Source organism: Gramella sp. KN1008 (genome assembly GCF_004332155.1).
In the GTDB taxonomy this organism is placed as follows: domain Bacteria; phylum Bacteroidota; class Bacteroidia; order Flavobacteriales; family Flavobacteriaceae; genus Christiangramia.
On the sequence record NZ_SJDV01000004.1, the window covers coordinates 396039 to 419633 of the forward strand.

Here is a 23595-nt window from a genome sequence, read left to right on the forward strand (position 1 = left end):
ATTTAATTAAATGAAACAAAAGGAAAGTTTTATCGAGAACGAATAACTAAGATTATAGCTTATTCTAAAGCCTTATATTTGTTAGTTGCGAATGAAAATCAAAAAAACCCGCTTCATCTGAAGCGGGTTTTTAAAGGTGGTACCTCCAGGAATCGAACCAGGGACACACGGATTTTCAGTCCGTTGCTCTACCAACTGAGCTAAGGTACCGTTTGCTTTGAAAGCGGTGGCAAATATAAATTCATTTTTAAAATCTCACAAAGGAATTATTAAAAAAATGCTTTCGTATTTTTGAGATCTAAAGATAAGCTGAATGAATTTAGTCATCGATGCTGGAAATACTCTTGTGAAGACTGCTGTTTTTCAAAATAATAGGCTTTTAGAAAGACGGGCTTTTAACAAGAAGGAATTTTCTGAAAATTTTCAAATTATTTGCAAAGACTTCCCTGAAATAACCCATGCGGTGATCTCAAGTGTGACTTCTGATGATGCTGAGATCATTTCGGAAGTGAAAGGGATCTATTTTCTGCTGGAATTGAATAGCACTATTAAGCTGCCCTTTAAGAATGAATATGCCACGCCGGCCACTTTGGGTAAAGACAGGATGGCGCTTGTAGCGGCCGCGGTAAAAGATTATCCCGGTCAGAACGTTTTAGTGATAGATGCCGGAACCTGTATTACCTATGATATAAAAACAGCCGATGAGAGCTATCTTGGCGGAGCCATTTCGCCGGGAATGGGAATGAGGTTCCGGTCGCTGCACAAGTTTACCGCCAATTTGCCGTTAGTAGAACCTAAACCTGATGTGGAACTTATCGGGAAATCTACCGAAACGAGTATTCTATCGGGAATTATTAACGGAATTAGAATGGAGTTGAGGGGCACAATTGAGGCTTACCGGGCTGAATTCAAAGATTTAACAGTAATTTTTACCGGTGGGGACAGTCAAATTTTGTCTATACCATTAAAAAATAGCATATTTGCGAACTCAAATTTTTTGTTAGAAGGACTTAATTTCATTCTAGAATTTAACAAAACTCAATGATAAAACGATTTATAGTAATCGTAGCTTTATTTTTAGCTTTTAGTGCCCAGGCACAGGAAAACGTATCTTCACCCTATTCGTACTATGGTATTGGCTTAACCAACTTCAAAGGGACTGTTGCTAACAGGTCTATGGGAGGCTTCAGTATTTTTAATGATAGTATTCATTCCAATCTTCAGAACCCTGCTTCCTATGGTAGGCTTAAACTTACAAACTATCTTGTAGGAGCCAGTCATGAAAGAGTGAATCTGGAATCTTCAGAGGCCAGTGACAATGCAAAGATTACCTCTCTGGATTATCTTGCTTTAGGTATTCCGCTAGGTGATGGCTTTGGAATTGGCGTAGGTTTGATTCCATATACTTCTGTTGGATACAGGATACTTGATATTGAAGATGAATCAGCTAGTCGCCTTAATGGAAGAGGTGGGATGAATAAGGTTTTTCTTTCTGCAGGCTACGCTTTCAACGATAATTTTAGCATTGGGGTAGATGCTAATTATAATTTTGGTAATTTTCAGAATAGAAGAACGGTGATCCGGGATGGGATCCAGTTTGGAACTCGTGATGTAAACAGGTCTGATATCAAAGGTTTCAATTTTAATTTTGGAGCTAATTATCAGAAAATGCTTACCGAGGAACTGGAACTGCACATCTCAGGAACCTATGCTCCGGCAATGGATCTGAATGCAGAAAATTTCAGAGAGGTTTCCACTGTTGCTTTTGCCGGCGGAGGGGAGCGCGTTGTGGATGTGCGTGAGGTTGATGTGGAAGATAATGGGTTTAGCCTACCCTCAAAGCTGAGCTTTGGTGTGGGGATTGGAAAACCTCATAAATGGTTTGTGGGAGCAGAGTATTCAAATCTTGGCTCTTCTTCTTATGAAGATAGCTTTATGTTTAGAAATGATGGTGGTGAATTTGAGGATGCTTCCCAGTTTTCGGTGGGCGGATTCTATATTCCCCAGTACAACTCATTTACCAGCTATTTTAATAGGGTGGTTTACAGGGCAGGATTCCGCTACGATGGCACGGGTCTTGTTATCAATAATGAGTCCATTAAGGAGTTTGGCATGACGTTTGGATTAGGATTGCCAATTGGAGCCAACAACAGGGATTTATTCTCTAATGCAAACCTTGGAATCGAGCTTGGCCGCAGAGGCACAACCGATTCGGGATTGATTCAGGAGAATTTTTTAAGATTGTCTGTTGGACTGTCATTAAACGACAAATGGTTCACTAAAAGAAAATTTGATTAACCACACAATAAACAAGAAGATGAAAAAGAGATTTCTGGCACTATTAACTGTGGCCTTATTAGGTTCTGGGGCTATGAGCGCACAGTCTGGCGATTGTGCTACAATGGCGGCTTTAGCTTATGATGATGCAAAAGCCAAAAATTATGATGCTGCTTATCCTGCTTTATTAAAGGTAAGGGAAGAGTGTCCAAAATATAGCCTTGCAACCTATCAGTATCTTGAAAGAGCTATTGAGGCAAAACTTAAATCGGCTAAAGGGGAACAAAAAGAAGAGCTTGTAGAAGAGCTTATCGAGGTTTGGGAGGAAAGACTTGAGCTTTATCCTAACAAAACTGAAAAGGGTAAGGTGTATTCCGATATCGCTTTGCTAATGTTCGATAATAAAATAGGAGATAAGGAAGAGCAGTATAATGCTTTCGATAAGGCTTATACTGAAGATAAAGATAACTTTAAAAGCCCTAAAGGTCTTTACGCATATTTTGACCTGATGGTGGAAATGCAGGATGAAGGCGAAAGATCTCTTCAGGATGTTTTTGATAACTATGACAAGGTTTTTACCAAGATCGAGGAAGAAGAGAACGAAGCTGCAGAAAATCTTGCTCCCCTCTTGAAAAAGCAGGAGGAAGGTGAAGATCTTACCTCTAAAGAGGAAAAGCAAATTAAGTATGCTGAAATTAACCTTTCTAACTATGCTAAGGTAAAGCAGGCAATCAATGCAAAACTTGGTGCGAGAGCAGATTGTGATAATCTTATCCCTCTTTACAAGAAAGATTTTGATTCTAAGAAGACAGATGTTGCCTGGTTGAAAAATGCTAACGCGAGACTCTCTGCTAAAGACTGTACTGAAGATCCGTTGTTCTTCCAGGTATCTGAAGCTCTTCATAAATTGGAGCCATCAGCGAAGTCAGCTTATTCTTTAGGTCAGTTAGCCGAAGCTGAAGGAGACAGGGCAAAAGCGCTTGACTATTATAATGAAGCTGCAGAGCTTGAGACCAATAAGTCTGACCAGGCTAAGATCTACTATAGAATTGCTAATAACTATAAGGAAAGAGGTAGCTTTAGCCAGGCAAGAAGCTTTTACCAGAAAGCTTTAAATGCGAAACCTTCTCTGGGTAGTGCTTACTTACAGATAGCCAGCATGTATGCTCAAAGTGCGAATAACTGTGGTAACGACGCATTTACTAAGAGAGCTGTATACTGGTTGGCTGCGGACTATGCTTCCAGAGCTGCGAGAGTGGACCCGTCTATCTCGAGCAACGCGAATCAGGCTGCATCCGCATATAGAGGACGAGCTCCTCAAAAGTCTGATGTATTCCAGTCTTCTTATAATGTAGGAGATGCTATTCAGTTCAACTGCTGGATAGGTGGAAGCGTTCGTATCCCGAACCAATAATATGAAACTCACATATAGTAATATAATTTCAGGCATTGTCACGCTTATCGGCGTGACAATGCTTTTTTCATGCGAAGGTAATTTACAGGAAGTAAGAGCCTTCAGTCTTGAGGAAGATGCGCCCCAGGCCATTGCTCAGGGTATTAATTTAAAGTTTACAGACTCCGGCAGGCTGGTGGCGACACTCCAAAGCCCAAAAATGCTCGATTATAGCAATAAATCTTTTCCTTACCGTGAATTTCCCGAAGGAGTGGAAGTAGAGTTTTTTGATGAAAAGAACCGCAAAAATACTGTGGAAGCCGATTACGGGATCGTTTATGAGCAAACAAATCTTATCGATCTGCAAGGGAATGTTGTAATAATTACTGCCGATAGTACCAGGCTGGAAGCGAGTCAGCTCTTCTGGGATCAGGATAGAAACTGGGTGTTCACTGATAAGCCTAATACCATTCGCTTTCCAAATGGTGCTTTAAACCAGGGGCAGGGTTTTGATTCTAATCAAAATTTCGGTAATTTCCGTTCTCGAACCAATACCGGTATACAAATAATAGAAGAAAAAAAGGATGAATAAATTTTTCAGGTATTTTGAATATGCCTACCTCTTTTTTGCTGCCTTTTTCATTTTTGAGGCGATCAGAATATGGAATACTGAAAGGAACAGGGCTTATTTATTCCTGTTTTTTGTTTGTATAGCCGTTTTTATGTTCTTCTTTAAAAGACGTTTCAGGCGGAAATACGAAGATCGTAACAAGTAGACCCGATGGAGGTTGATATACTTATTATAATTTGTTCTCTTATCCTTTCAGCGTTTTTTTCGGGGATGGAGATCGCCTATGTTTCTTCCAATAAGATATTCATAGAAATTGAGAAACGTCAGAATGACTTTCTTGCCACTGTTTTAAAGAGACTTACAAAAAAACCTTCCAAGTTCATCGCTACTATGCTGGTGGGGAATAATATTGCCCTGGTTGTTTATGGTTTCTTTATGGGGGATTTGCTCATGGCCTGGCTCACGGGGATGGATACTCAAAGCGGTTTCGTGAAATATATGATTACAGACCTGAGTCTTTTTACTCAAACGGTGATCTCCACGCTGGTGATCCTATTGACCGCCGAATTTCTCCCCAAAGTATTTTTTCAGATCTATGCGAATACCATGCTGAAATTCTTCGCGGTTCCTGCTTATATCTTTTACCTGCTGTTCAGCTTTGTTTCGTCATTTGTTATCTGGATCTCAGATATGATCCTAAAGCGCTTCTTTAAGACCGATGGAGATGAGGTGCAGCTTGCATTCAGTAAAGTGGAACTCGGGAATTTTATCAGTGAACAGATGGAAACCGTTGAAGAGCATGAAGAGGTGGATAGCGAGATACAGATCTTTCAGAATGCCCTGGAATTTTCAGATATAAAGGCCAGGGAAGTTATGATACCACGAACCGAGATCATTGCTGTGGATCAGAACCAGGCGCCGGGAGATCTTGTTCAGACCTTTACAGAAACCGGTCTTTCCAAAATCCTGGTTTATAATGAAACCATAGATGATATCATTGGCTACGTTCATTCCTTTGAGTTATTCAAAAAACCAAAATCCATCAAATCCATTCTGCTGCCGGTGATTTTTGTTCCGGAGACCATGTGGATAAAAGATGTGTTGAATATTCTCATTAAGAAGCGAAAAAGTATCGCGGTAGTAATCGATGAGTATGGTGGAACCAGTGGAATGATGACCGTAGAGGATATAGTGGAGGAGTTGTTTGGGGAAATTGAGGACGAACATGATTCAGCGATCCTTATTGAAGAAAGGATCGGCGAAGGACATTTCAAATTTTCAGCCAGGCTTGAGGTGGATTACCTCAATGAGATGTATAGAACAGAAATTCCGGAAGGTGAAAACTACGAAACCCTTAGTGGTTTTATCGTGAATCATACCGAAGAAATTCCTCAACAGGGAGAGGTTATACACATTGAAGACTTCGAAATAAAAATCCTGGAAACTTCCAATACCAAAATCGAATTGGTAGAGCTTAAAATCAAAGCTGAAGATTAAACTTTAAAAGTTAAGAATTTGCTAATTTTAAATTTTATTATTAGCCTAAAAACCTTATTTTCGCCCCCTATATTTTGATAAATTTAAATTCAAATGGCAGTATTAAATAAAATCAGACAAAGGTCTGTTTTCTTGATTATTATCATCGCACTGGCCCTGTTTTCTTTCGTTCTGGCCGATGTGATAAGAAACGGTGGATTGAGCTCTCAAAATTCCCAGAATGTGATTGCAACCGTAAATGGTAAAGAGATTGGAAGAGAGGAATTCGCCCGTGATGTTGAGGCATTTGAAAGAAATATGGGTCGTAACATAAGTACTACCCAGGCGGTGAACAGAGTTTGGGATCAGAAACTTAGAGAAGTGATCCTTACCGAAGAGATTGAAAAACTTGGAATAAGGGCAGGTGAAGGACAGGTTACCAATCTTGTGCGTTCACAAATGGCCGGAAATCCAAATTTCACCAATGAGGCTGGTATGTTTGATGAGAACAGGCTTAGAGAATATGTAGCCAATTTAAGAGAGACCTCCCCACAGGCATACGAGCAGTGGCAGGATTTCACTTCGAATCTGGGTAAAACTGCCAAACTGAACAGTTATTATAATATGGTAAGCGCCGGTGTTGGTGCTACTCTTATAGAAGGAGAGCAGGCATATAGAATGAAGAATGACAATATCAATATGAAATTCGTTCAGTTGCCATACTCTTCTATTCCTGATACTGAAGTAGAGGTTTCCAAATCTGAGATCAAGAGCTATATTGAGGAGCATCCTGCTCGTTTTGAGACCGAGGCCTCCCGAAATATTCAGTATGTGATCTTTGAAGAGACCGCTTCTGAAGAAGATAGGACCGAAGCAAAAGAGTCTTTAAGCGACCTTAGAAAGGAGCGAGTTGAATATAATGCTGCCATCGGAGCTAACGATACTCTTCCAGGTTTTGATAGTACAGAGGATTATGGGGATTTCCTGAGCAATAATTCAGATCTGCCATTTGAGAGCAGGTTCAAATTCAGAAATGAATTTACCGGTGAGAATGCCGAAACCATTTTCAATCTTGAAGAAGGAGAGACTTTTGGACCGTATGAGGAAAACGGCTACTGGAAATTAAGCAAGGTGGTTGAGACCAAGAACATTCCAGATTCTGTAAAAGCAAGTCACATTCTTGTTACTTACCAGGGATCGCAGCTTGGAGCCGGAGTAAGCCGCTCTAAGGAAGAAGCCCAGCAACTGGCAGATAGTATTGCCGGAGTGGTGAGAAATGATAAGGATAAATTTGCCGAACTGGCTTCAGAATATTCTGCTGACACTTCAAATAAAGAGCAGGGTGGAGATCTTGGATATTTTACTCCTGGGATGATGATTCCTGCATTTGAGAACTATGTTTTTGAAAATGAAACCGGTGATGTTGGAGTTGTTGAAACTCCTCTGGGTTATCATGTGATCTCTATAGACGATCAGACCGAAGCTGCAAGAGCGGTGAAAGTTGCGACTATTGCTAGAGAGATCGAGGCTTCAGAGACTACTATGAACAGGCTCTTTAACGAGGTTACCAAATTTGAGATCTCGGCTTCTGAAAGTGACTTTGCAGATGTTGCAAAAGAAAACAACTACGAGGTTAAGACAGTAAGGGATGTAAAGGCGCTTGATGAGAATATTCCTGGAGCAGGAGCACAGCGTAGAGTTATTCAGTGGGCTTTTGAAGACGAAGCTGAAGTAGGAGATGTTAGGAGATTTGATACCAATAATGGCTACATCGTTGCCCAGCTTATATCTAAGAAAGATAAAGGTCTTATGAGCGTTGAAGAAGCTTCTTCTATTGTGACTCCAATTCTTAAAAAGGAGAAAAAGGCTGAGTTGATCAAGGAAAGATTGAAAGGAAGTAATCTTCAGGAGATCGCGAACAACCATGGAGAAAGTGTTCAGACTGCAGATGCGGTTAACCTGAGCAGTCCTACTCTTGCAGGTGCCGGGGAAGAACCAGAGGTTGTTGGAGCTGTATTTGCGCTTGAGCCAGGTAAGGTAAGTGAGCCTATCGCCGGGGAAAAAGGTGTTTATGTGGTAGAGCTTGTTAGTAAGTTTGAAGCGCCAGCAATGGATTCATATAAGGCTTTTGCACAGCAGGAGAGCATGGCTCGAAGAGCTGAGGCCTCTATGAGAGTATTTGATGCTCTTAAGAAGAAAGCTGAAATCGAAGATAACAGAGCCAGATTCTACTAGGATCTGATCGATATACAAATTGAAAAAGCCCTGCCATTTGGCGGGGCTTTTCATTTATAAGGTTATCCCGGTAGCTACCGGGTACTTTGGGATCTTTTAGCGGTTATGAAAGTATCAGATCTGAATAATCAAATATTATGTTGTAGCCTTTTCTTCTGAAATACTCCTTTTCTTGCTCACCACCGATGGCCAGTATAAAATCACCTCCCCAGCCACCGAGACTTTTAATAAGCTCATGGTAATCCGGAAACAGTTCAGTCTGTATTCTGGGTAGATTAATTGCTTTAGATATGAGCACTTCATGAGCTTGCAGAAGAAGTTTGAACTCCTCAAGGTTTTCGCTCTGTAATACCTGCTCGGTGATACCTGAGATCTTTTCAGTAAGCTCCCGGATGTTTTCTGTAGATTGATTCCTGTAATGGGCTATTGCCTTGCGGCTATTCTGCTTTCGGTTAAGATAGACAAAGAATAAGCTGTCAGAAAAAACAGGATTGAAATCTGCAGTGAATACCGCCGGCCCATGCGAGGTCTTCTGATAGGTAACCGGATGGTCGTTTCCGGCTGCAGCAATATCGTAGCCACTGCCGCCAAAACTCTTCTCCAGTAATTTATAGGGGTCTGTTTCCAGCCATTGTGCAATATTATTTATGAGGGTAGAAGAAGTTCCGAGACCCCATTTTCTATTGAAATCCAGTCTTGTTGTAATACTGTAACCTATCTGTCCTGAGAATCTTTCCGGATTGATCTCATAGGCACTGCTCAGTATTTGTTGTAGCCGTTGGGCGGTGTTCCTTACTTCAGGGTCCTTTTGCTGCTCAATATCCAGTTTTGGCTGAAACTTACCATTATCAATGGCGAATTGTGCCTCAAACCATGTTTCCCCATTTTCGTCCAGGCTTGTCCATTTGATTATGTCTTTTCCGTCTTCGGCGACTTCAAGGCTCTGACCTTTTTTCGTAGGTAGTGCTAAAGCCTTTGCACCATCCAGAACGGCATATTCTCCGGTTAATAAAACTTTTCCATTGCTTTTGAAAACCTGCATTAAGATCTCAATTTTTCAAGTTGCTCTATCACGCTGCTATGGGTAATGGTGTGGTGGGTGAAGAATTCTACCATTTCGGCCTTTTCTTCTTCCGTGGCCTGATGCTGGTTAAGGATGTTCATCAGGTGCATTTTCATATGTCCCTGTTGTATTCCTGTGGTAATGAGTGATCGTAGGGCTGCAAAATTCTGTGCAAGACCGGCCACCGCAACGATCTCCATCAGTTCTGTTCCTGTTGGTCTTTGGAGTATGTCCAGTGCAAGTTTTACCAAAGGGTGCAGGCTGGTTAAACCTCCTACTGTTCCAAGTGCCAATGGGATTTCCATCCAGAATCTAAAGATTCCGTCTTCGATACTGGCATGGGTTAAACTGGTGTATTTTCCATTTCGGCTTGCATAAGCATGTACTCCCGCTTCCACCGCTCTGAAATCATTTCCGGTAGCCAGGACCACTGCGTCAATCCCATTCATCACTCCCTTATTATGGGTTACTGCCCGGTAAGGTTCAATTTCAGCTATTCTAACAGCCTGAATGAATTTCTGGGCAAACTCCTTCCCGGTGATGTTGTTATCCTCGGAAAGCTGCTCTATGGGACAGGAAACTTCCGCTCTTACTGTACATTCCGGTACATAATTGGAAAGTATGCTCATGATGATCTGAAGGTCTTTCTCATCAGGTGTAAAACCTTCCTGTTTCTTAGCTTCTTCCTGTAATACCTCGGCGAATTTCTCCAGGCAGGAATTTATAAAGTTCGCTCCCATGGAATCTCGTGTGTCAAACTTTACAAAGAGCTGGTAGTAATTTTCCAGTTCCGCGGTCTTATCGACAATCTGCATATCCAGGATCCCGCCACCACGTTTTACCATGTTCCGGGTGATGTGCTCCACCGCCTCATGAAGTCTGGGTTCGATTTTATTGAAGAAGGCTTGCAGTTTTGAATAGTTTCCTTTGAAAATAAAATGAACCTGACCTATTTTTTTATTGTTGATAACCTTTGCCGTGAATCCACCTCTTTCACTCCAGAACTTCGCGGCTTTGCTTGCCGCTGCCACTACCGAGCTTTCTTCAATAGCCATCGGCAGTGTGAAATATTTCCCGTTTATGAGGAAATTAGGAGCCAGCCCTAAAGGCAGGTAAAAATTGGATACGGTATTTTCGATGAACTCATCATGCAATTTCTGCAATTTCTCATCTTCATTCCAGTACTGTTTCAGGACTGAAACAGCCTTTTCGTCATTCTTTAAATAATGCTCAGCAAGCCACTCTACTTTCTCATTTTTGCTAAGCCTTGAAAATCCGTTTACAGGTTTTGTCATTCTATTTAGTCTTTCAAAGGGGCAAAGATACAATTCAAATTTTTAGACCGGAATATTCCGGGCAATAGTAAAAAACCGAAAACTAAATTTTTTTAACAAATTCTTAGTATTTAACGCTCAAGATGCCCATTTTTTGGTCAAATTTTATTAAACTTGGCCTTCAATAAATATTCTTGAATTTTTATGAAATTCCCCAAAATACTCGTTGCTTTTATTGTGGCAACATCCTCTGTGCTAACAGCGCAAAAAAAAGAAGTGAGTCTCGAAGAAATCTGGAGCGGGACCTTTCGGGAAGAAAGACTTCAATCCCTTCAATCATTAAATAACGGCGAGGAATATGTGGTGCTTAACCGGGACAGAGAAACCGGTAATACCAGCATCGATGTTTACAGTTATAAAACCGGGGAAAAGACCCGTACTTTGGTTAACAGTGCCGATCTTGATGAGATAAGTTCTTTTCAGGCTTTTAAGTTCAGTGAAAATGAAGATAAAATATTGCTTTCTACTCAGGTGGAGCCTATTTACCGACGGTCTTCGCGTGAGATCTTTTATGTCTATGAGGTAAGTTCTAAAAAGTTGACCAAAATAAGCGATCAAAAGATACAGGAGGCTTCTTTTTCTCCAGATGCGTCAAAGGTGGCTTATGTTTTTGAGAACAATATCTATATCCAAGACCTGAAAAGTGGCGAAATCAAACAGATTACCAGCGACGGTGAAATAAACAGTGTGATTAACGGGATTACAGACTGGGTTTATGAGGAGGAATTCTCTTTTGTAAAGGCTTTTGCCTGGAATCCAAATGGTGGAAAGCTGGCCTACTTAAGGTTTGATGAGTCTGAAGTTCCGGAATTCTCCATGGATATGTTCGGAAAGGATCTGTATCCAAGTCAGCATGTTTTCAAATATCCCAAGGCTGGCGAATCCAATTCAAAAGTAAGTCTGCATATGTATGATGTGGAATCTGAATCTTCCGAAGAAATTGACCTTGGTGATAAATATGATATGGCCTCAATGGATTCGGAAGTTGAAACTGAAGATTTCACCGATTTCTATATTCCGCGTATTAAATGGACCAATGATCCAATGTTGTTAAGTGTTCAGTTTCTGAATAGGCATCAGAATGATCTTGATCTGATCTTTGTGGATGCTGAGGATAATGAGACAGAGGTAATCCTTGAAGAGACCGATAAAGCTTATGTTGATATCACCGATAACCTTACTTTCTTAAAAGATAACAGTTTTATCTGGACCAGCGAGAAGGATGGTTATAATCATATTTATCACTACGATGAAGATGGTGAACTTTTAAATCAGGTTACTTCGGGAAACTGGGAAGTGACCAGTTATTATGGTTACGATCCAAGGGCTGACAGGATCTATTATCAGAGTACCGAGAACGGAAGTGTGAATCGTGATGTTTATTCCATCAGGCCAAACGGAAAATCAAAGAAAAGACTTACTGAAAGAACAGGAATGAACTCTGCCGACTTTAGTGCAGATTACACTTATTTTATCAATTCGTTTACCAATACCAACACTCCGCATATTTATAGTCTTCACAGAGCAAAAGATGGCAAGCAGGTTCGTGAAATTAAGAATAATAATGAGCTGCTGAAAAAAGTCGAGGATTATGAGTTTTCTCCAAAAGAAATTTCCACTATAGAAATTAATGGAAATGAGCTGAACATGTGGATGATCAAACCATCCAATTTTGATGAGAATAAGAAGTATCCCTTGTTAATGTTTCAGTATTCCGGTCCCGGTTCGCAGTCGGTGTCAAACTCATATTTCAGCACTAATGATTATTGGTATCAGCTTTTGGCAAATAAAGGATATATCATTGCCTGTGTGGATGGAAGAGGAACAGGTTTCAAAGGAGCCGAATTTAAGAAAGTAACTTACCAGGAACTTGGCAAGTATGAGGTAGAAGATCAGATCTCTGCTGCACAAAAGCTTGGAGAAAGAAGCTATATAGATAAAGAAAGAATAGGTATCTGGGGTTGGAGTTATGGTGGATTCATGTCTTCCAACGCGATCCTTAAAGGCAACGATACTTTCTCTCTTGCGATAGCCGTGGCGCCGGTGACCAGCTGGAGATTCTATGACACGGTTTATACAGAAAGATATATGAGAACTCCGCAGGAGAATGCATCTGGTTACGATGAGAATTCTCCTTTGAATCATGTTGAGAAACTGAAAGGAGATTACCTTATAATCCATGGTGGGGGAGATGATAATGTACATCTTCAGAATACCATGAGAATGGTAGAAGAACTTATTCAGGCGAATAAACAATTCGATTGGGCTATTTACCCCGATAAAAATCACGGGATTTACGGTGGCAATACCCGACTTCATCTTTATACGAAGATGACAAATTTTATACTGGAAAACCTTTAATCAAATACAATACTATAAAATGGCAACTAAAGACGTTCGTGTTAAACAGAAAGAGCTTTTTGGGCATCCTGTAGGGCTTTATATTTTATTTTTTACAGAAATGTGGGAACGCTTCTCTTACTACGGAATGCGTGCAATTCTGGTACTATATCTTGTTAGTGCCACCACAGAAGGAAATGCAGGATTGGGATGGACACAGGCAGAGGCTCTTGCCCTGTATGGATGGTATACCATGCTCGTCTATGTGGCTTCTATCCCCGGCGGTATCCTGGCCGATAAGCTCTTTGGTCAGAAACGAGCGGTCCTAATTGGTGGAATAGTGCTGGTGGCCGGTCACGGGATCCTGGCGGTGGAGCAGATGTGGGCCTTTTATACCGGTTTAACGCTTATTATAATAGGTGTAGGATTCCTGAAACCTAATATTTCAACGATGGTAGGAGGTCTTTATAAAGAAGGAGATATTAGAAGGGATAAAGGATTCACCATTTTCTATATTGGGATCAACCTCGGAGCATTCCTTTCAAGTTTGATCGTGGGTTATGTAGGTGAAAATATAGGATGGCATTATGGTTTTGGTCTTGCCGGGATCGCTATGGCTCTTGGCTTGATCGTATATCTTGTGGGCCAGAAACACCTTCGGAATGTTGGGAACCTTCTTTCAAAAGCTGAAAGGGATGAAGGAGCCTCTCTTGGTAACCTGTTTAGTGATCTTCTGAAATCTCCTGTACAATTAGTGATTTCTATAATCTTACTTGCTGCATCCCTTTTCGGAATGTATATGATGGGAATCGCATATGGTTTGCTCTTTATTTTCCTTACCGGGGTTATTTCCATGATGATGATGGTTTATAAAGATCTCACTACAAAAGTGATGAAAGACAGATATGTGGTTATGCTTCTTTCATTTATTCTGGTTATCGTTTTCTGGGGTGCATTTGAGCAGGCCGGAGGTTTGATGAATATTTACGCTTTAGATAATACAGACAGGTCCTTACCGTTTAGTCTTCCTTTGATAGGAAATGAAGTTCCTGCATCATGGTTCCAGTCACTTAACGCGATGTTTATTATCATTTTCGGATTAGTGGTTGCAAATTTCTGGGCCAGAAGAAAGCTGAAAAATAAAGAGGCTTCTTCTATTTTTAAAATGGCCACAGGGGTGATCATTATGGGATTAGGATTCGTGTTTATGGTGTTTGCGGCTTTAGAGTTCGAATCAAACGGAGCTTCAGCTATGTACTGGTTAGTTTTAGCTTATCTTTTCCATACTATTGGTGAGCTGTGTTCTTCGCCGGTTGCACTTTCTTTCATCACCAAACTGGCTCCGGTTAGATATGCTTCCCTTATGATGGGGGTCTATTTTGCTGCTACTGGATTAGGAAATAAAGTTGCCGGGGTGGTTGGAGAATTTGCGTCTGAAGCCGGTGATATTGCGATATTCTCTGGTATAACCATATTTACGGTATGTTTTGCCGCAATAGTTTTAATAATGCTAAAACCTCTTAAGCGACTCACGCATGGTGCCGAAGATAATGAAAGGGAAATGCTGGAACAGGAACAATATGAAATTGCAGATACTGAAGTGAATTAATAAACTAAATATTTAAGGCCATGGATATTACTTTATGGATCATGATTATCGGATGGGCTTTCGTGCTCATCTGGGTTCCTTTTATCATTTATACGAATAAGGATACGCATCCCAAAGCACTGTTTGTTTTGTTTTTTGCTGAAATGTGGGAACGTTTCTCTTACTACGGAATGCGGGCTTTGCTTGTATTGTATATGACGAAAGTTTTATTCATTGACCTCGCTCAAAATGTTGCTGAAACCCAGGCTTATGGTATCTATGGTTCCTATACGGCCATGGTATATCTGTTTCCCGTCCTGGGAGGGCTGGTTGCCGACCAGTTACTCGGTTTCAAGAAAACCATTATCTGGGGAGGCTTATTAATGGCCTTAGGACATTTTACGCTGGCTCTGCAGGGCTTTGAAAACCTGGAGGGGAATATGCCCTTTTTCTTTGCTGCGCTGGCGCTTATCATTGTAGGGAACGGGTTCTTTAAACCAAATATCAGTTCTTTCCTTGGAACGTTCTATGATCCCAATGATGCCAGAAAAGATGGTGCCTTCTCTATTTTCTACATGGGGGTGAACATTGGGGCGTTTCTTTCCACCTTGACCTGTGGTTATGTGGGACAGCAGATAAACTGGCATTATGGTTTTGGACTGGCAGGAATAGGAATGTTATTAGGCCTCATCGTATTCTACGTTTTTACAAAATCCAGTAAGGATTTTGAAGGCAAAGGAATAGAGCCCGAAGAAGTTAGAACCGGGGAAAGAAAATTCCTGGGTATGAAACCCGATATCGGGATCTATGTGATCTCATTGCTGGCAGTACCCGTTTGTGCATTTATGCTGGACCTTGACGAGTTCATGTCTGGGGCCCTCATCGTGGTCTCCCTCTTAATTGTAGGCTATCTTCTTTATCAGGCTTTAACCACAAAAAACAGAGTCGAGGGGCAACGATTGCTGGTGGTAGTGGTTTTATTCTTTTTCCATGCTGTCTTCTGGGCGTTGTTTGAACAGGCTGGAGGTAGTCTTACTATCTTTACAGATAAGAATGTAGACAGGTTCGTAGGTGGCACCGAAATACCGGCATCCATCTTTCAGAGTTTAAATCCGCTTTACATAATGTTACTGGCGCCATTATTCTCCTGGATCTGGCTAAGGTTAAATAAGGTAGGAAAGGAGCCAAGTACCCCTATGAAATTCGTTCTGGGGCTTACTCAGCTTGCTTTAGGATTTGGAGTGATTGTCCTGGGAGCGAAATTCTTCGCTGGTGGAGACGGGCTTGTGCCAATAGTATTCCTTGCTTTGATGTATTTATTACATACAACCGGAGAACTTTCTTTATCTCCTATAGGACTATCCATGGTTACCAAGCTTTCACCAGCAAAAGTTGTAGGATTCGTAATGGGAGCGTGGTTCCTGTCAATTGCCCTGGCCAATAAGATGGCAGGCTTAATAGGTACCCTTACAACCAGTGAGGCCGTCACCGATGATACCCCGGCAGAAATGACTCTGGGCATCTATTCTGAAACTTATCTTATCTGGGGAGTAGGCGTAGTTGGTATAGCTGCATTAATTTTGCTATTTCTTGTACCTCTCCTACGTAAATGGATGAATGGAATTCATTAAATTTGGGAATGCTTTTTGCTTTGATGTATGAAAAACTGATTTTATGAAGAGATTTTTCCTTTTTTTAATGCTGATTGCCGGTGGCGTTATGAATGCTCAGGAAATTGAATGGATGAGTATGAATGAGGCGTTGGAAGCCCAAAAAAAGCAGCCTAAAAAGATATTTGTAGATGCTTATACCAACTGGTGTGGGCCGTGTAAATTACTGGATAAGAACACCTTTTCTAATAAGGATGTGGTTGAGTACGTCAATAAACATTACTATGCCGTAAAGTTTAATGCTGAAGGTAACGAGGTTGTAAACTACAGGGATAAGGTTTTTAAAAATCCTGATTATGATCCCGAAAAAGCTCAGCGACGAAATAGTATACATCAGTTTGCCTTGGCTATGGGAGTCAGTGCTTATCCAACCATGGTCTTTTTCGACGAGAAAGGGGAGTTTCTAAGTCCTTTAAAAGGATACCTAAGTCCTCAACAACTGGAGATATTTCTGAAGGTATTTGCTACAGATGATTATAAAAAGGTAAAGACCAATGAGGAATGGAAAAAATACCAGGAAGAGTTTGAAGGAACTTTTTCCAGTTAATTCCTGAAATCACTAAAAATAAATGCTCCCTTTTCACCGGTATGGTGGAAAGGGATTTTTTTTGAATTGCAGGTGCGTCTCCATCTTTCTACGTAAGTGAGGTAGTTACTTCCATCGGCAATAATCTGTCCGGGTTGAAGCTGTTGAATAAGCCTATCCATATTCAGTCTGGGAGAATTTCTTACAATTATAATCTCTGGCTTAAAATCTGGAAGCTTATAGTTCGCAGCGGTATCAATAACAAGAATTAGATCCTTTGAAAATGATAAGATCCCGGGAATCTCGTCCAGTTCGATATTTTCAATCTTTCGCTCACGTATATAATCCTTTATAAAACCCGTGTTGATTTGATTACTTTTAAATAAATAAAGGAGATCTCTCTGTTTTTTTCCTATTAGGCTCTCGCGGCTTTTATGAAAAACCACTAACTCCTGTGGTGGGATACTTATCCTATTGTAAAAACTGGATAGCTGAAATAGTAAAATGCTTGTGAGAAGAAAACATAATCTTGCAAAATTTGGTTTTACAAGGATAAGCAGGATGCCAAGAATACAAAGGTAAAGTGTAAGGCATTGAAGCAGGCTGAGATCTATTTCACTAAAGACCAGAGAGTCTATATTAGCTATTCTGTGGATAAATGAATTAAGGAAACTTAGAACCTGCCCGAAAAGTTCAGCAAGTATATCGGGGAGAATTCCGATTAAAGCCATGAGAATAACCATGATAGCCAGACCGAGAATTATACCCAGAAGGGGCAGCACCACAAGGTTACTTGCCAGGAACAAACCTGGAAACTGATGGAAGTAGTACAAGCTCAATGGTAATACACCTATCTGAGCAGCCAGACTCACCGATATAATTTTCCAGAAGTAATCAATTACCTTAATTTTCGGTTTTAGCAACCGGTATATTGGGGGCTGAAAAACAATGATGCTGAATACCGCAAGATAACTTAATTGGAATCCCGCCTGGAACAGGAATCGTGGATTTATGAGCAGGAGGAAGAACATCGAGACAAAGAGACTGTTGAGGGTGCTTGTTTTCCTGTTCATTTGAAGGCCGATAGCGAGAAAGCTGAACATACAAACAGCCCTGACCACAGAAGGACTTAAGCCGGTTAAGAGGGCAAACGACCACAGCAATAGTATCACCAGGATGGGCTTAATATATTTTCCCTTTTTGAAACTTTCCACCGGCTTTAAAATAAAATTCAGTAAGAGTAGTAGTATCCCAATATGTAAACCTGAAATCGCCAGGATATGGATTGCTCCGGCGGCGGCATAGTATTTATAGAGCTCATCCGTGATATCTCGACGCTGTCCCAGAATCAAAGCCTGGAATACTGCCATTTCATCCTTTTTGAAGTTGTATTTCTGGAGTTCTGTGATCAGCTGTTCCCTGAGGTTCCAGGCTGTTGAAGTTATATTCTCTATATGCCCGATTATCTTTAACTGGTTCGTGGTAATACTGATCTGTCTTTCTACTCCCAGCTTTTGCATGTAGCTCCTGTAATTGAACTGAAATGGATTCAGAGGTCTGCTTATTTCGTTGGACCTCCATGGAATAAGAACTTCATCTCCCATTTTAAGCGAGGAAGAATCAACGTGTAGGTTAAGTAATAATTTTCCTTTAGCAGATTCAACACTATTTTGACTGACCAGTTCTTTTATTTCTACCAGATATCTTTTTGAAAAATTAGTCGGCTTTAATTCTTCAGTAATGAGAGCTCTTGCAAATAATTCTTCTTTAGAAGGATTAGATTTTCCAAGATAATGACCCGGCTGGTTGGAAGGAATTGAAAAATGTGCAGTAAAGAGACCCAGGGCGAAAATGAATATTAAAGTAGCTATACCCATTGAAAGATCGGGAAATAACTTTCTTTTAGACTTCAAATAGGCCAGGATAAAAAGCAGAATGGCTGCTAAACCAAGAACGATGATAAATTCTGTGCTAAATGGAAAATAGTAAGCACAAATTATACCTGCAATGAGATAGATAGAGAACCTGAGAAAGATAAACTGGAAGTTCTTCAACGAATGCTATTTACATTCAGAAGATATGAAATTTTCAGATCACTCTGCGGGCCATCACAAAATTATTATACCAGTAAGATTCTGATAGTGAGGATATAATAACTCCCCTGGAAGTGGATGAATGAATGAAATATATCCCATCATTGTTTACCTCAACTACCAGTCCTACATGATTAATCACTTTTCTGTTCTTGTTCGTTTCAAAAAAGAGGAGATCCCCAACACTTACTTCTTTCAGATAAAGCCGCTTTCCTTCCAGGGACATGGCACGGGAAGTTCTTGGAAGAGCGATGCCTTCTTCATGGAACGAGCGGTAGATGAGTCCGGAGCAGTCCATTCCTTTTTTGTCTGTTCCACCGAATTTATATCTGGTACCTTCAAATCTTTTTGCTGTTTCAATCACCTTAAGGGCCTTATTGTTCTCAGGCTCCGCGGAAGGATCTCTATCATAATGCGATATCTCTTCGGTCCTGTTTTGTTCCTTTTTGGTAGTAATAACTCTGGACCGGGAAGAACCGCAGGAAGTAAGCAGAATTCCTGTTAAAATAAAAAGCCCGGTCATCAATAGAGATCTTTTAACTATTCCCGTGCTCATGCAGTTATATTTTTGTAGATAAGTTGAGCGGTTTTTTTACTGGCGCCATTTCCGCCGAGCTTTTCTTCCAGTTCATAATAATCTTCAAAGATCCTTTTCCTGTTGTCTTCATCAAGTATTTTGTGCAACTCGGTTTGAAGGTTTTTTGAATTGAAATCGTTCTGAATAAGTTCCTTCACCACAGCCCGGTTCATAATCAGGTTTACAAGAGAAATATAATCCAGGTTGATAATTCGTTTGGCGATATTATAGGAAATATAACTGCCTTTATAACAAACTACCTCTGGCACTTTAAAAAGAGCCGTTTCCAGAGTGGCGGTACCCGAAGTTACCAGGGCCGCATGGGAGATGCTTAATACATCATAGGTCTTGTTCATTATAAGGCTGATATTGGACCCTTTCATAAAACTTTCATAGAATTCCTCATCCTGACTTGGGGCACCGGCAATAACGAACTGATAATCCTTAAAATCCTGGGTAATACTGAGCATTACTGTCAGCATTTTTTCAATTTCCTGCTTCCTGCTTCCAGGAAGCAGGGCTATCACAGGCCTGTTATCCAGCCCGTGCTGCTTTTTAAAGCTGCCGGGGTCCACCGGAGGCCTGTTCTCAATTGCGTCCAGTAGCGGATGCCCCACAAAATGAACGGGGAAATCATGTTTTTTAGTATAGAAGTCCTTTTCAAACGGAAGGATCACATACATCTGGTCCACATCACGCTTTATCTTTTTGATCCTGTTCTCCTTCCAGGCCCATATTTGAGGAGAAATATAGTAATGCGTTCTATAACCCTCATTTTTTGCCCATTTCGCGATGCGCATATTGAAACCGGGATAATCCACAAAAATAATTACATCCGGATCAAATTTTTTTATGTCTTGCTTGCAGAAACTGATATTCTTAAAAATAGTCCGAAGGTTCATGATCACCTCAGAAAATCCCATGAAAGCAAGTTCTTTGTAGTGCTTCACTAAAGTGCCACCCTGCTGTTGCATAAGATCGCCACCCCAGAAGCGGAATTGTGGTTCACTATCAACTTCCTTAAGAGCCTTCATTAGGTTGGAGGCATGCAGGTCTCCAGAGGCTTCGCCGGCGATGATATAATATTTCATTCTACAGGAATTTATAGATTGCTACTGCCACCGCAACGATTACGGTTGCCAGTAAGACTCCACGGGCGTGATAGTTCTGTTTCTTTTTTAAAAAAACGAAAAATGGCAGAAAGTTCAGAATGGCACCCAGGGCAATTATCTTTCCAAGGTAGCCATTTGCGACTGCGTCCTGGAGGGTTGCGTCCAGCCCGGCTTCAGAAAGCAAACTAACATACAGCAGAACCCCCGCTATATTTGCGGCGATACCTGTTAAGAAGCCTGTAAATAGATCCTGTTTAATCATTAAGAGACCAGCTGCTTAGATCTTTAATAAAATGATGGGCCGTAAGGTCAAATTGCACCGGCACTATCGAAACATATCCTTCTGCCAGGGCTTTTTCATCGGTATCTTCGCCATCATCCTTATTCACGAATTTTCCGGTTAACCAGTAATATTCCCTTCCCTGGGGGTTTGTTCGTTTATCGAATTCTTCTTCCCAGTGTGCATTTGCCTGTCGGCAAACCTTTACGCCCTTTATTTCCGATTCTTTTAATTTAGGAAAATTTACATTTAAAACCACTCCTTTTGGTAGGCCATTCTTTAGGACGTTCCTGGTGATGGTCTTTACATATTTTCTTGTGGGTTCAAAATCGGCGTTCAATGAATAATCAAGTAAAGAAAAACCTATCGCCGGAATACCTTCTATACCAGCTTCCACTGCCGCGCTCATCGTACCTGAATAAATGACATTTATTGAGGAGTTCGATCCGTGGTTGATCCCGCTTACACACAGGTCGGGCTTGCGATGGAGGATCTCCTGCGTGGCGATCTTTACACAATCGGCCGGCGTCCCGGAACAACTATATTCTTTATGCTTGTAGGTTTCCTTGATGGTGACCTGTTCACAAAAAAGCGTATCACTTATTGTGATGGCATGTCCCATTCCGCTTTGCGGACTATCTGGTGCCACAACGATCACATCTCCGAGTTCTTTCATTACTTCAACAAGTGTCCTGATTCCCGGTGCAGTAATACCATCATCGTTTGTAACCAGGATAAGCGGTTTCGATTTATTCATTCAAAAATATTTGGTTTCGCTAAAATAAGAATTTAAATAAGGAAAGCTTATATTAGTGGTTTGACAAAATTAGTGCCGTTTAACCGACTCATTGGCACAGTTTTTACTATACTTATGGTAACCAAACGATGACGAAATTAAAGCGAATTATGAAAAGGAATTTTAAGATTTTAGCGGTGGTTCTTCTTATGGCCGTTGCTTCCTGTAGTTTTACTACCAAAAAGTTTGATGACCCTAATAAAGATAAGCTGCTAATAGACCTTATTACCTATGTACTTAATCAGGGTCATTATGATGCCAAAGACATAAACGACAGTTTTTCAGCTAATGTATATGAAGATTTTCTGGAGGACCTTGATCCTTCCAAGAGATTCTTTTATGCCGAAGATGTAGAGGAATTCAACAAGTATAAAAAGCAGATAGACGACCAGATAAAAGCTAAGAATATAGACTTTTTTAATCTGGCGTACGCTCGTTTGGGCAAAAGGATGGAAGAGGCCAGATCTATGTATAAGGAGATTCTTTCCCAGCCTTTTGATTTTACCGAAGAAGAGACCATCAATACAGATTACGATAATCTGGAATATGTTTCTTCAAAAGAAGAAATGAGAAAAAGATGGAAAGAGCAATTGAAATTCAATACTCTTATCACCTATTATGATCTCAAACAGGACGAGAAAAAAAAGAAGGAAAAGGATTCTTCGTATGAAATGAAGTCAGATGCCGAGCTTGAGAAAGAGGCGCGCGAGACCACTATGTCTAATATTGACAGATATTATGATTTCACAGACGATCTTGAAAGGGAAGATTATTTTTCAGTTTATATCAATTCCATCGTAGAAGAATTTGATCCGCATACCTTCTATTTTGCTCCTCAGGATAAAGACAGGTTTGATATAGCCATGTCTGGTAAGCTCGAGGGAATAGGGGCGCGTCTCATTAAGGAAAATGATAATATTACTATTACCGAAGTGATTTCGGGAGGTCCGGCCTGGAGAAGTGAGCAGATAAGCGAAGGAGATGTGATCCTTAAGGTAAAGCAGGAAGATGAAAAAGAAGCTGTAAGTATTGCCGGGATGCGACTGGACGACGCGGTAGACCTTATCAAAGGCCCAAAAGATACTAAAGTCACCCTTACCGTACGAAAAAAGGTTATGGGTAATATCGAGGAAATAACTCTTACCCGTGACGTAATTGAAATTGAGGAAACTTATGCCAAAGCTTCCCTGGTTGAAAAAGAAGGTAGAAAGTTTGGTGTGATCAATCTTCCAAAGTTCTACTTTGATATGGAAAATTACGAAGAGCGTAACGCGGCTTCAGACATTCAGCAGGATATCATCCGTCTTAAAAAAGAGGGAATGGAAGGTCTTGTCCTGGACTTAAGGAATAATGGCGGAGGTTCGCTTAAGACTGTGGTGGATATCGCGGGGATGTTTATAGAAAAAGGCCCTATAGTTCAGGTAAAATCCAACGGCCAGCGTAAAGAGGTTCTAAAGGATGAGGATCCCCAGGTGCTTTGGGATGGCCCATTAGTAATCCTTGTGAACGAACTTTCAGCTTCGGCTTCAGAGATTCTTGCTGCTGCCATGCAGGATTATAAAAGAGCGATCGTTATAGGTAGTAAGCAAACCTATGGTAAAGGAACCGTGCAGAACGTAATAGACCTTAACCGATGGTTGAGAAATAATGATATGGGTGATATGGGAGCACTTAAGATCACTACCCAAAAGTTCTATCGTGTTAACGGAGGCTCAACCCAGCTTGAAGGTGTAAAAAGTGATGTAGTGGTGCCAGATCGTTACAGCTTTGTGGACATAGGAGAAAAAGACCAGGAAAACCCGCTTCCATGGGATAAGATAGATGCTGCCGATTATGATATCTGGGATGGATACGTAGGCTATGAAGAGGCTATTGAAGCTAGTAAGAAGAGAATGAGCCAGAATGAGCAGTTAAAGCTTATCGAAGAAAATGCTAAATGGGTTAAAGAGCAAAGTGAAGACTCCAGTTATCCTCTTAATTATGAGGTTTATGCTAAGGAGGCTGAACGGGAAAAACAAAAGGCTAAGGAATTTGATGCTATCAAAGATTATAAGACAGATTTGACCTATAACTCTCTGCCTTACGAAGAAGAACTCTTTGTTAACGATACCGTTCTGAAAGAAAAAAGACAGAGATGGCACGAAAGCCTTAGTAAGGATGTATATATGGAAGAGGCCATTAATCTTCTATCCGACATGAAAATGAATAATATCACCCGTAATAAAGTTGCTGGTGTGGAGCGTAAAAAAGTTAAAAATTAATTC

Annotated in this window: 19 protein-coding genes and 1 tRNA gene; 12 read left to right on the forward strand and 8 right to left on the reverse strand. The window is 40.7% G+C overall.

Annotation, left to right across the window (positions count from 1 at the left end; genetic code table 11):
• Positions 1-137: 137 nt before the first annotated feature.
• Positions 138-210: transfer RNA gene (locus EZJ28_RS09980), tRNA-Phe, on the reverse strand.
• A gap of 103 nt (positions 211-313) precedes the next feature.
• On the opposite strand from EZJ28_RS09980, the gene EZJ28_RS09985 reads away from it, so the two are divergent.
• The 7 genes from EZJ28_RS09985 (at position 314) to EZJ28_RS10015 (ending at position 7952) form a co-directional block, all read left to right on the forward strand.
• Complete coding sequence (locus EZJ28_RS09985) at positions 314-1045, forward strand: type III pantothenate kinase (RefSeq protein ID WP_131397403.1); 732 nt, start codon at positions 314-316, stop codon at positions 1043-1045.
• Positions 1042-2298: a hypothetical protein gene (locus tag EZJ28_RS09990; RefSeq protein WP_131397405.1), complete on the forward strand. Its 1257-nt coding sequence runs from the start codon at positions 1042-1044 to the stop codon at positions 2296-2298. The genes EZJ28_RS09985 and EZJ28_RS09990 overlap by 4 nt, the downstream gene beginning before the upstream one ends.
• Positions 2299-2317: 19 nt before the next feature.
• Positions 2318-3691, forward strand: coding sequence for a hypothetical protein (locus tag EZJ28_RS09995; RefSeq protein WP_131397406.1), 1374 nt, complete (start codon positions 2318-2320; stop codon positions 3689-3691).
• A gap of 1 nt (position 3692) precedes the next feature.
• Entirely contained in the window at positions 3693-4262 is a 570-nt protein-coding gene (lptC, locus tag EZJ28_RS10000) for an LPS export ABC transporter periplasmic protein LptC (protein WP_131397407.1), read from the forward strand.
• Positions 4255-4446, forward strand: a complete 192-nt coding sequence (locus tag EZJ28_RS10005; RefSeq protein WP_131397409.1) for a hypothetical protein — start codon at positions 4255-4257, stop codon at positions 4444-4446. The genes lptC and EZJ28_RS10005 overlap by 8 nt, the downstream gene beginning before the upstream one ends.
• A 5-nt stretch (positions 4447-4451) precedes the next feature.
• On the forward strand, positions 4452-5738 hold the full coding sequence (locus tag EZJ28_RS10010; protein WP_131397410.1) for a hemolysin family protein: 1287 nt from the start codon (positions 4452-4454) through the stop codon (positions 5736-5738).
• Between the two features lie 93 nt (positions 5739-5831).
• Positions 5832-7952, forward strand: a complete 2121-nt coding sequence (locus EZJ28_RS10015; protein WP_131397411.1) for a peptidylprolyl isomerase — start codon at positions 5832-5834, stop codon at positions 7950-7952.
• Positions 7953-8055: 103 nt separating this feature from the next.
• Here EZJ28_RS10015 and EZJ28_RS10020 read toward each other — a convergent pair whose 3' ends face one another.
• Together EZJ28_RS10020 and EZJ28_RS10025 are read right to left on the reverse strand one after the other, a co-directional pair.
• A complete protein-coding gene (locus EZJ28_RS10020; protein WP_131397413.1) occupies positions 8056-8994 on the reverse strand; it encodes a GYDIA family GHMP kinase in 939 nt (312 codons plus the stop codon).
• Positions 8994-10310, reverse strand: a complete 1317-nt coding sequence (locus EZJ28_RS10025; protein ID WP_131397414.1) for a hydroxymethylglutaryl-CoA reductase, degradative — start codon at positions 10308-10310, stop codon at positions 8994-8996. The genes EZJ28_RS10020 and EZJ28_RS10025 overlap by 1 nt, the downstream gene beginning before the upstream one ends.
• A gap of 183 nt (positions 10311-10493) precedes the next feature.
• Between EZJ28_RS10025 and EZJ28_RS10030 the strand changes: the two genes are divergently transcribed.
• Genes EZJ28_RS10030 through EZJ28_RS10045 form a run of 4 tightly spaced genes read left to right on the forward strand, consistent with a single transcriptional unit; the run spans position 10494 to position 16494 of the window.
• Complete coding sequence (locus EZJ28_RS10030; RefSeq protein ID WP_131397416.1) at positions 10494-12710, forward strand: S9 family peptidase; 2217 nt, start codon at positions 10494-10496, stop codon at positions 12708-12710.
• A 19-nt stretch (positions 12711-12729) separates the two neighbouring features.
• Positions 12730-14298 carry a peptide MFS transporter gene (locus EZJ28_RS10035; protein WP_131397418.1) on the forward strand — a complete coding sequence of 523 codons (1569 nt, stop codon included), beginning with the start codon at positions 12730-12732 and terminating at the stop codon, positions 14296-14298.
• A 20-nt stretch (positions 14299-14318) separates the two neighbouring features.
• A complete protein-coding gene (locus EZJ28_RS10040; RefSeq protein WP_131397419.1) occupies positions 14319-15908 on the forward strand; it encodes a peptide MFS transporter in 1590 nt (529 codons plus the stop codon).
• A 43-nt stretch (positions 15909-15951) separates the two neighbouring features.
• The gene (locus EZJ28_RS10045) at positions 15952-16494 is read left to right on the forward strand and encodes a thioredoxin fold domain-containing protein (RefSeq protein ID WP_131397421.1); all 543 of its coding nucleotides are present in this window, start codon (positions 15952-15954) and stop codon (positions 16492-16494) included.
• Here EZJ28_RS10045 and EZJ28_RS10050 read toward each other — a convergent pair.
• Genes EZJ28_RS10050 through surE form a run of 5 tightly spaced genes read right to left on the reverse strand, consistent with a single transcriptional unit; the run spans position 16491 to position 21292 of the window.
• Positions 16491-18527, reverse strand: coding sequence for a ComEC/Rec2 family competence protein (locus EZJ28_RS10050; protein WP_131397422.1), 2037 nt, complete (start codon positions 18525-18527; stop codon positions 16491-16493). The genes EZJ28_RS10045 and EZJ28_RS10050 overlap by 4 nt on opposite strands.
• Before the next feature lie 34 nt (positions 18528-18561).
• Positions 18562-19122 (reverse strand): C40 family peptidase, encoded by a 561-nt coding sequence (locus EZJ28_RS10055; RefSeq protein WP_242670099.1) that lies wholly within the window; start codon positions 19120-19122, stop codon positions 18562-18564.
• Positions 19119-20234, reverse strand: a complete 1116-nt coding sequence (lpxB, locus tag EZJ28_RS10060) for a lipid-A-disaccharide synthase (protein WP_131397424.1) — start codon at positions 20232-20234, stop codon at positions 19119-19121. The genes EZJ28_RS10055 and lpxB overlap by 4 nt, the downstream gene beginning before the upstream one ends.
• Before the next feature lies 1 nt (position 20235).
• Positions 20236-20517, reverse strand: coding sequence for a hypothetical protein (locus tag EZJ28_RS10065; protein ID WP_131397425.1), 282 nt, complete (start codon positions 20515-20517; stop codon positions 20236-20238).
• Complete coding sequence (surE, locus tag EZJ28_RS10070) at positions 20510-21292, reverse strand: 5'/3'-nucleotidase SurE (RefSeq protein WP_131397427.1); 783 nt, start codon at positions 21290-21292, stop codon at positions 20510-20512. The genes EZJ28_RS10065 and surE overlap by 8 nt, the downstream gene beginning before the upstream one ends.
• A 149-nt stretch (positions 21293-21441) precedes the next feature.
• Here surE and EZJ28_RS10075 point away from each other — a divergent pair, with 149 nt between their 5' ends.
• Positions 21442-23592: a carboxy terminal-processing peptidase gene (locus EZJ28_RS10075; protein ID WP_165499060.1), complete on the forward strand. Its 2151-nt coding sequence runs from the start codon at positions 21442-21444 to the stop codon at positions 23590-23592.
• Positions 23593-23595 lie beyond the last annotated feature (3 nt).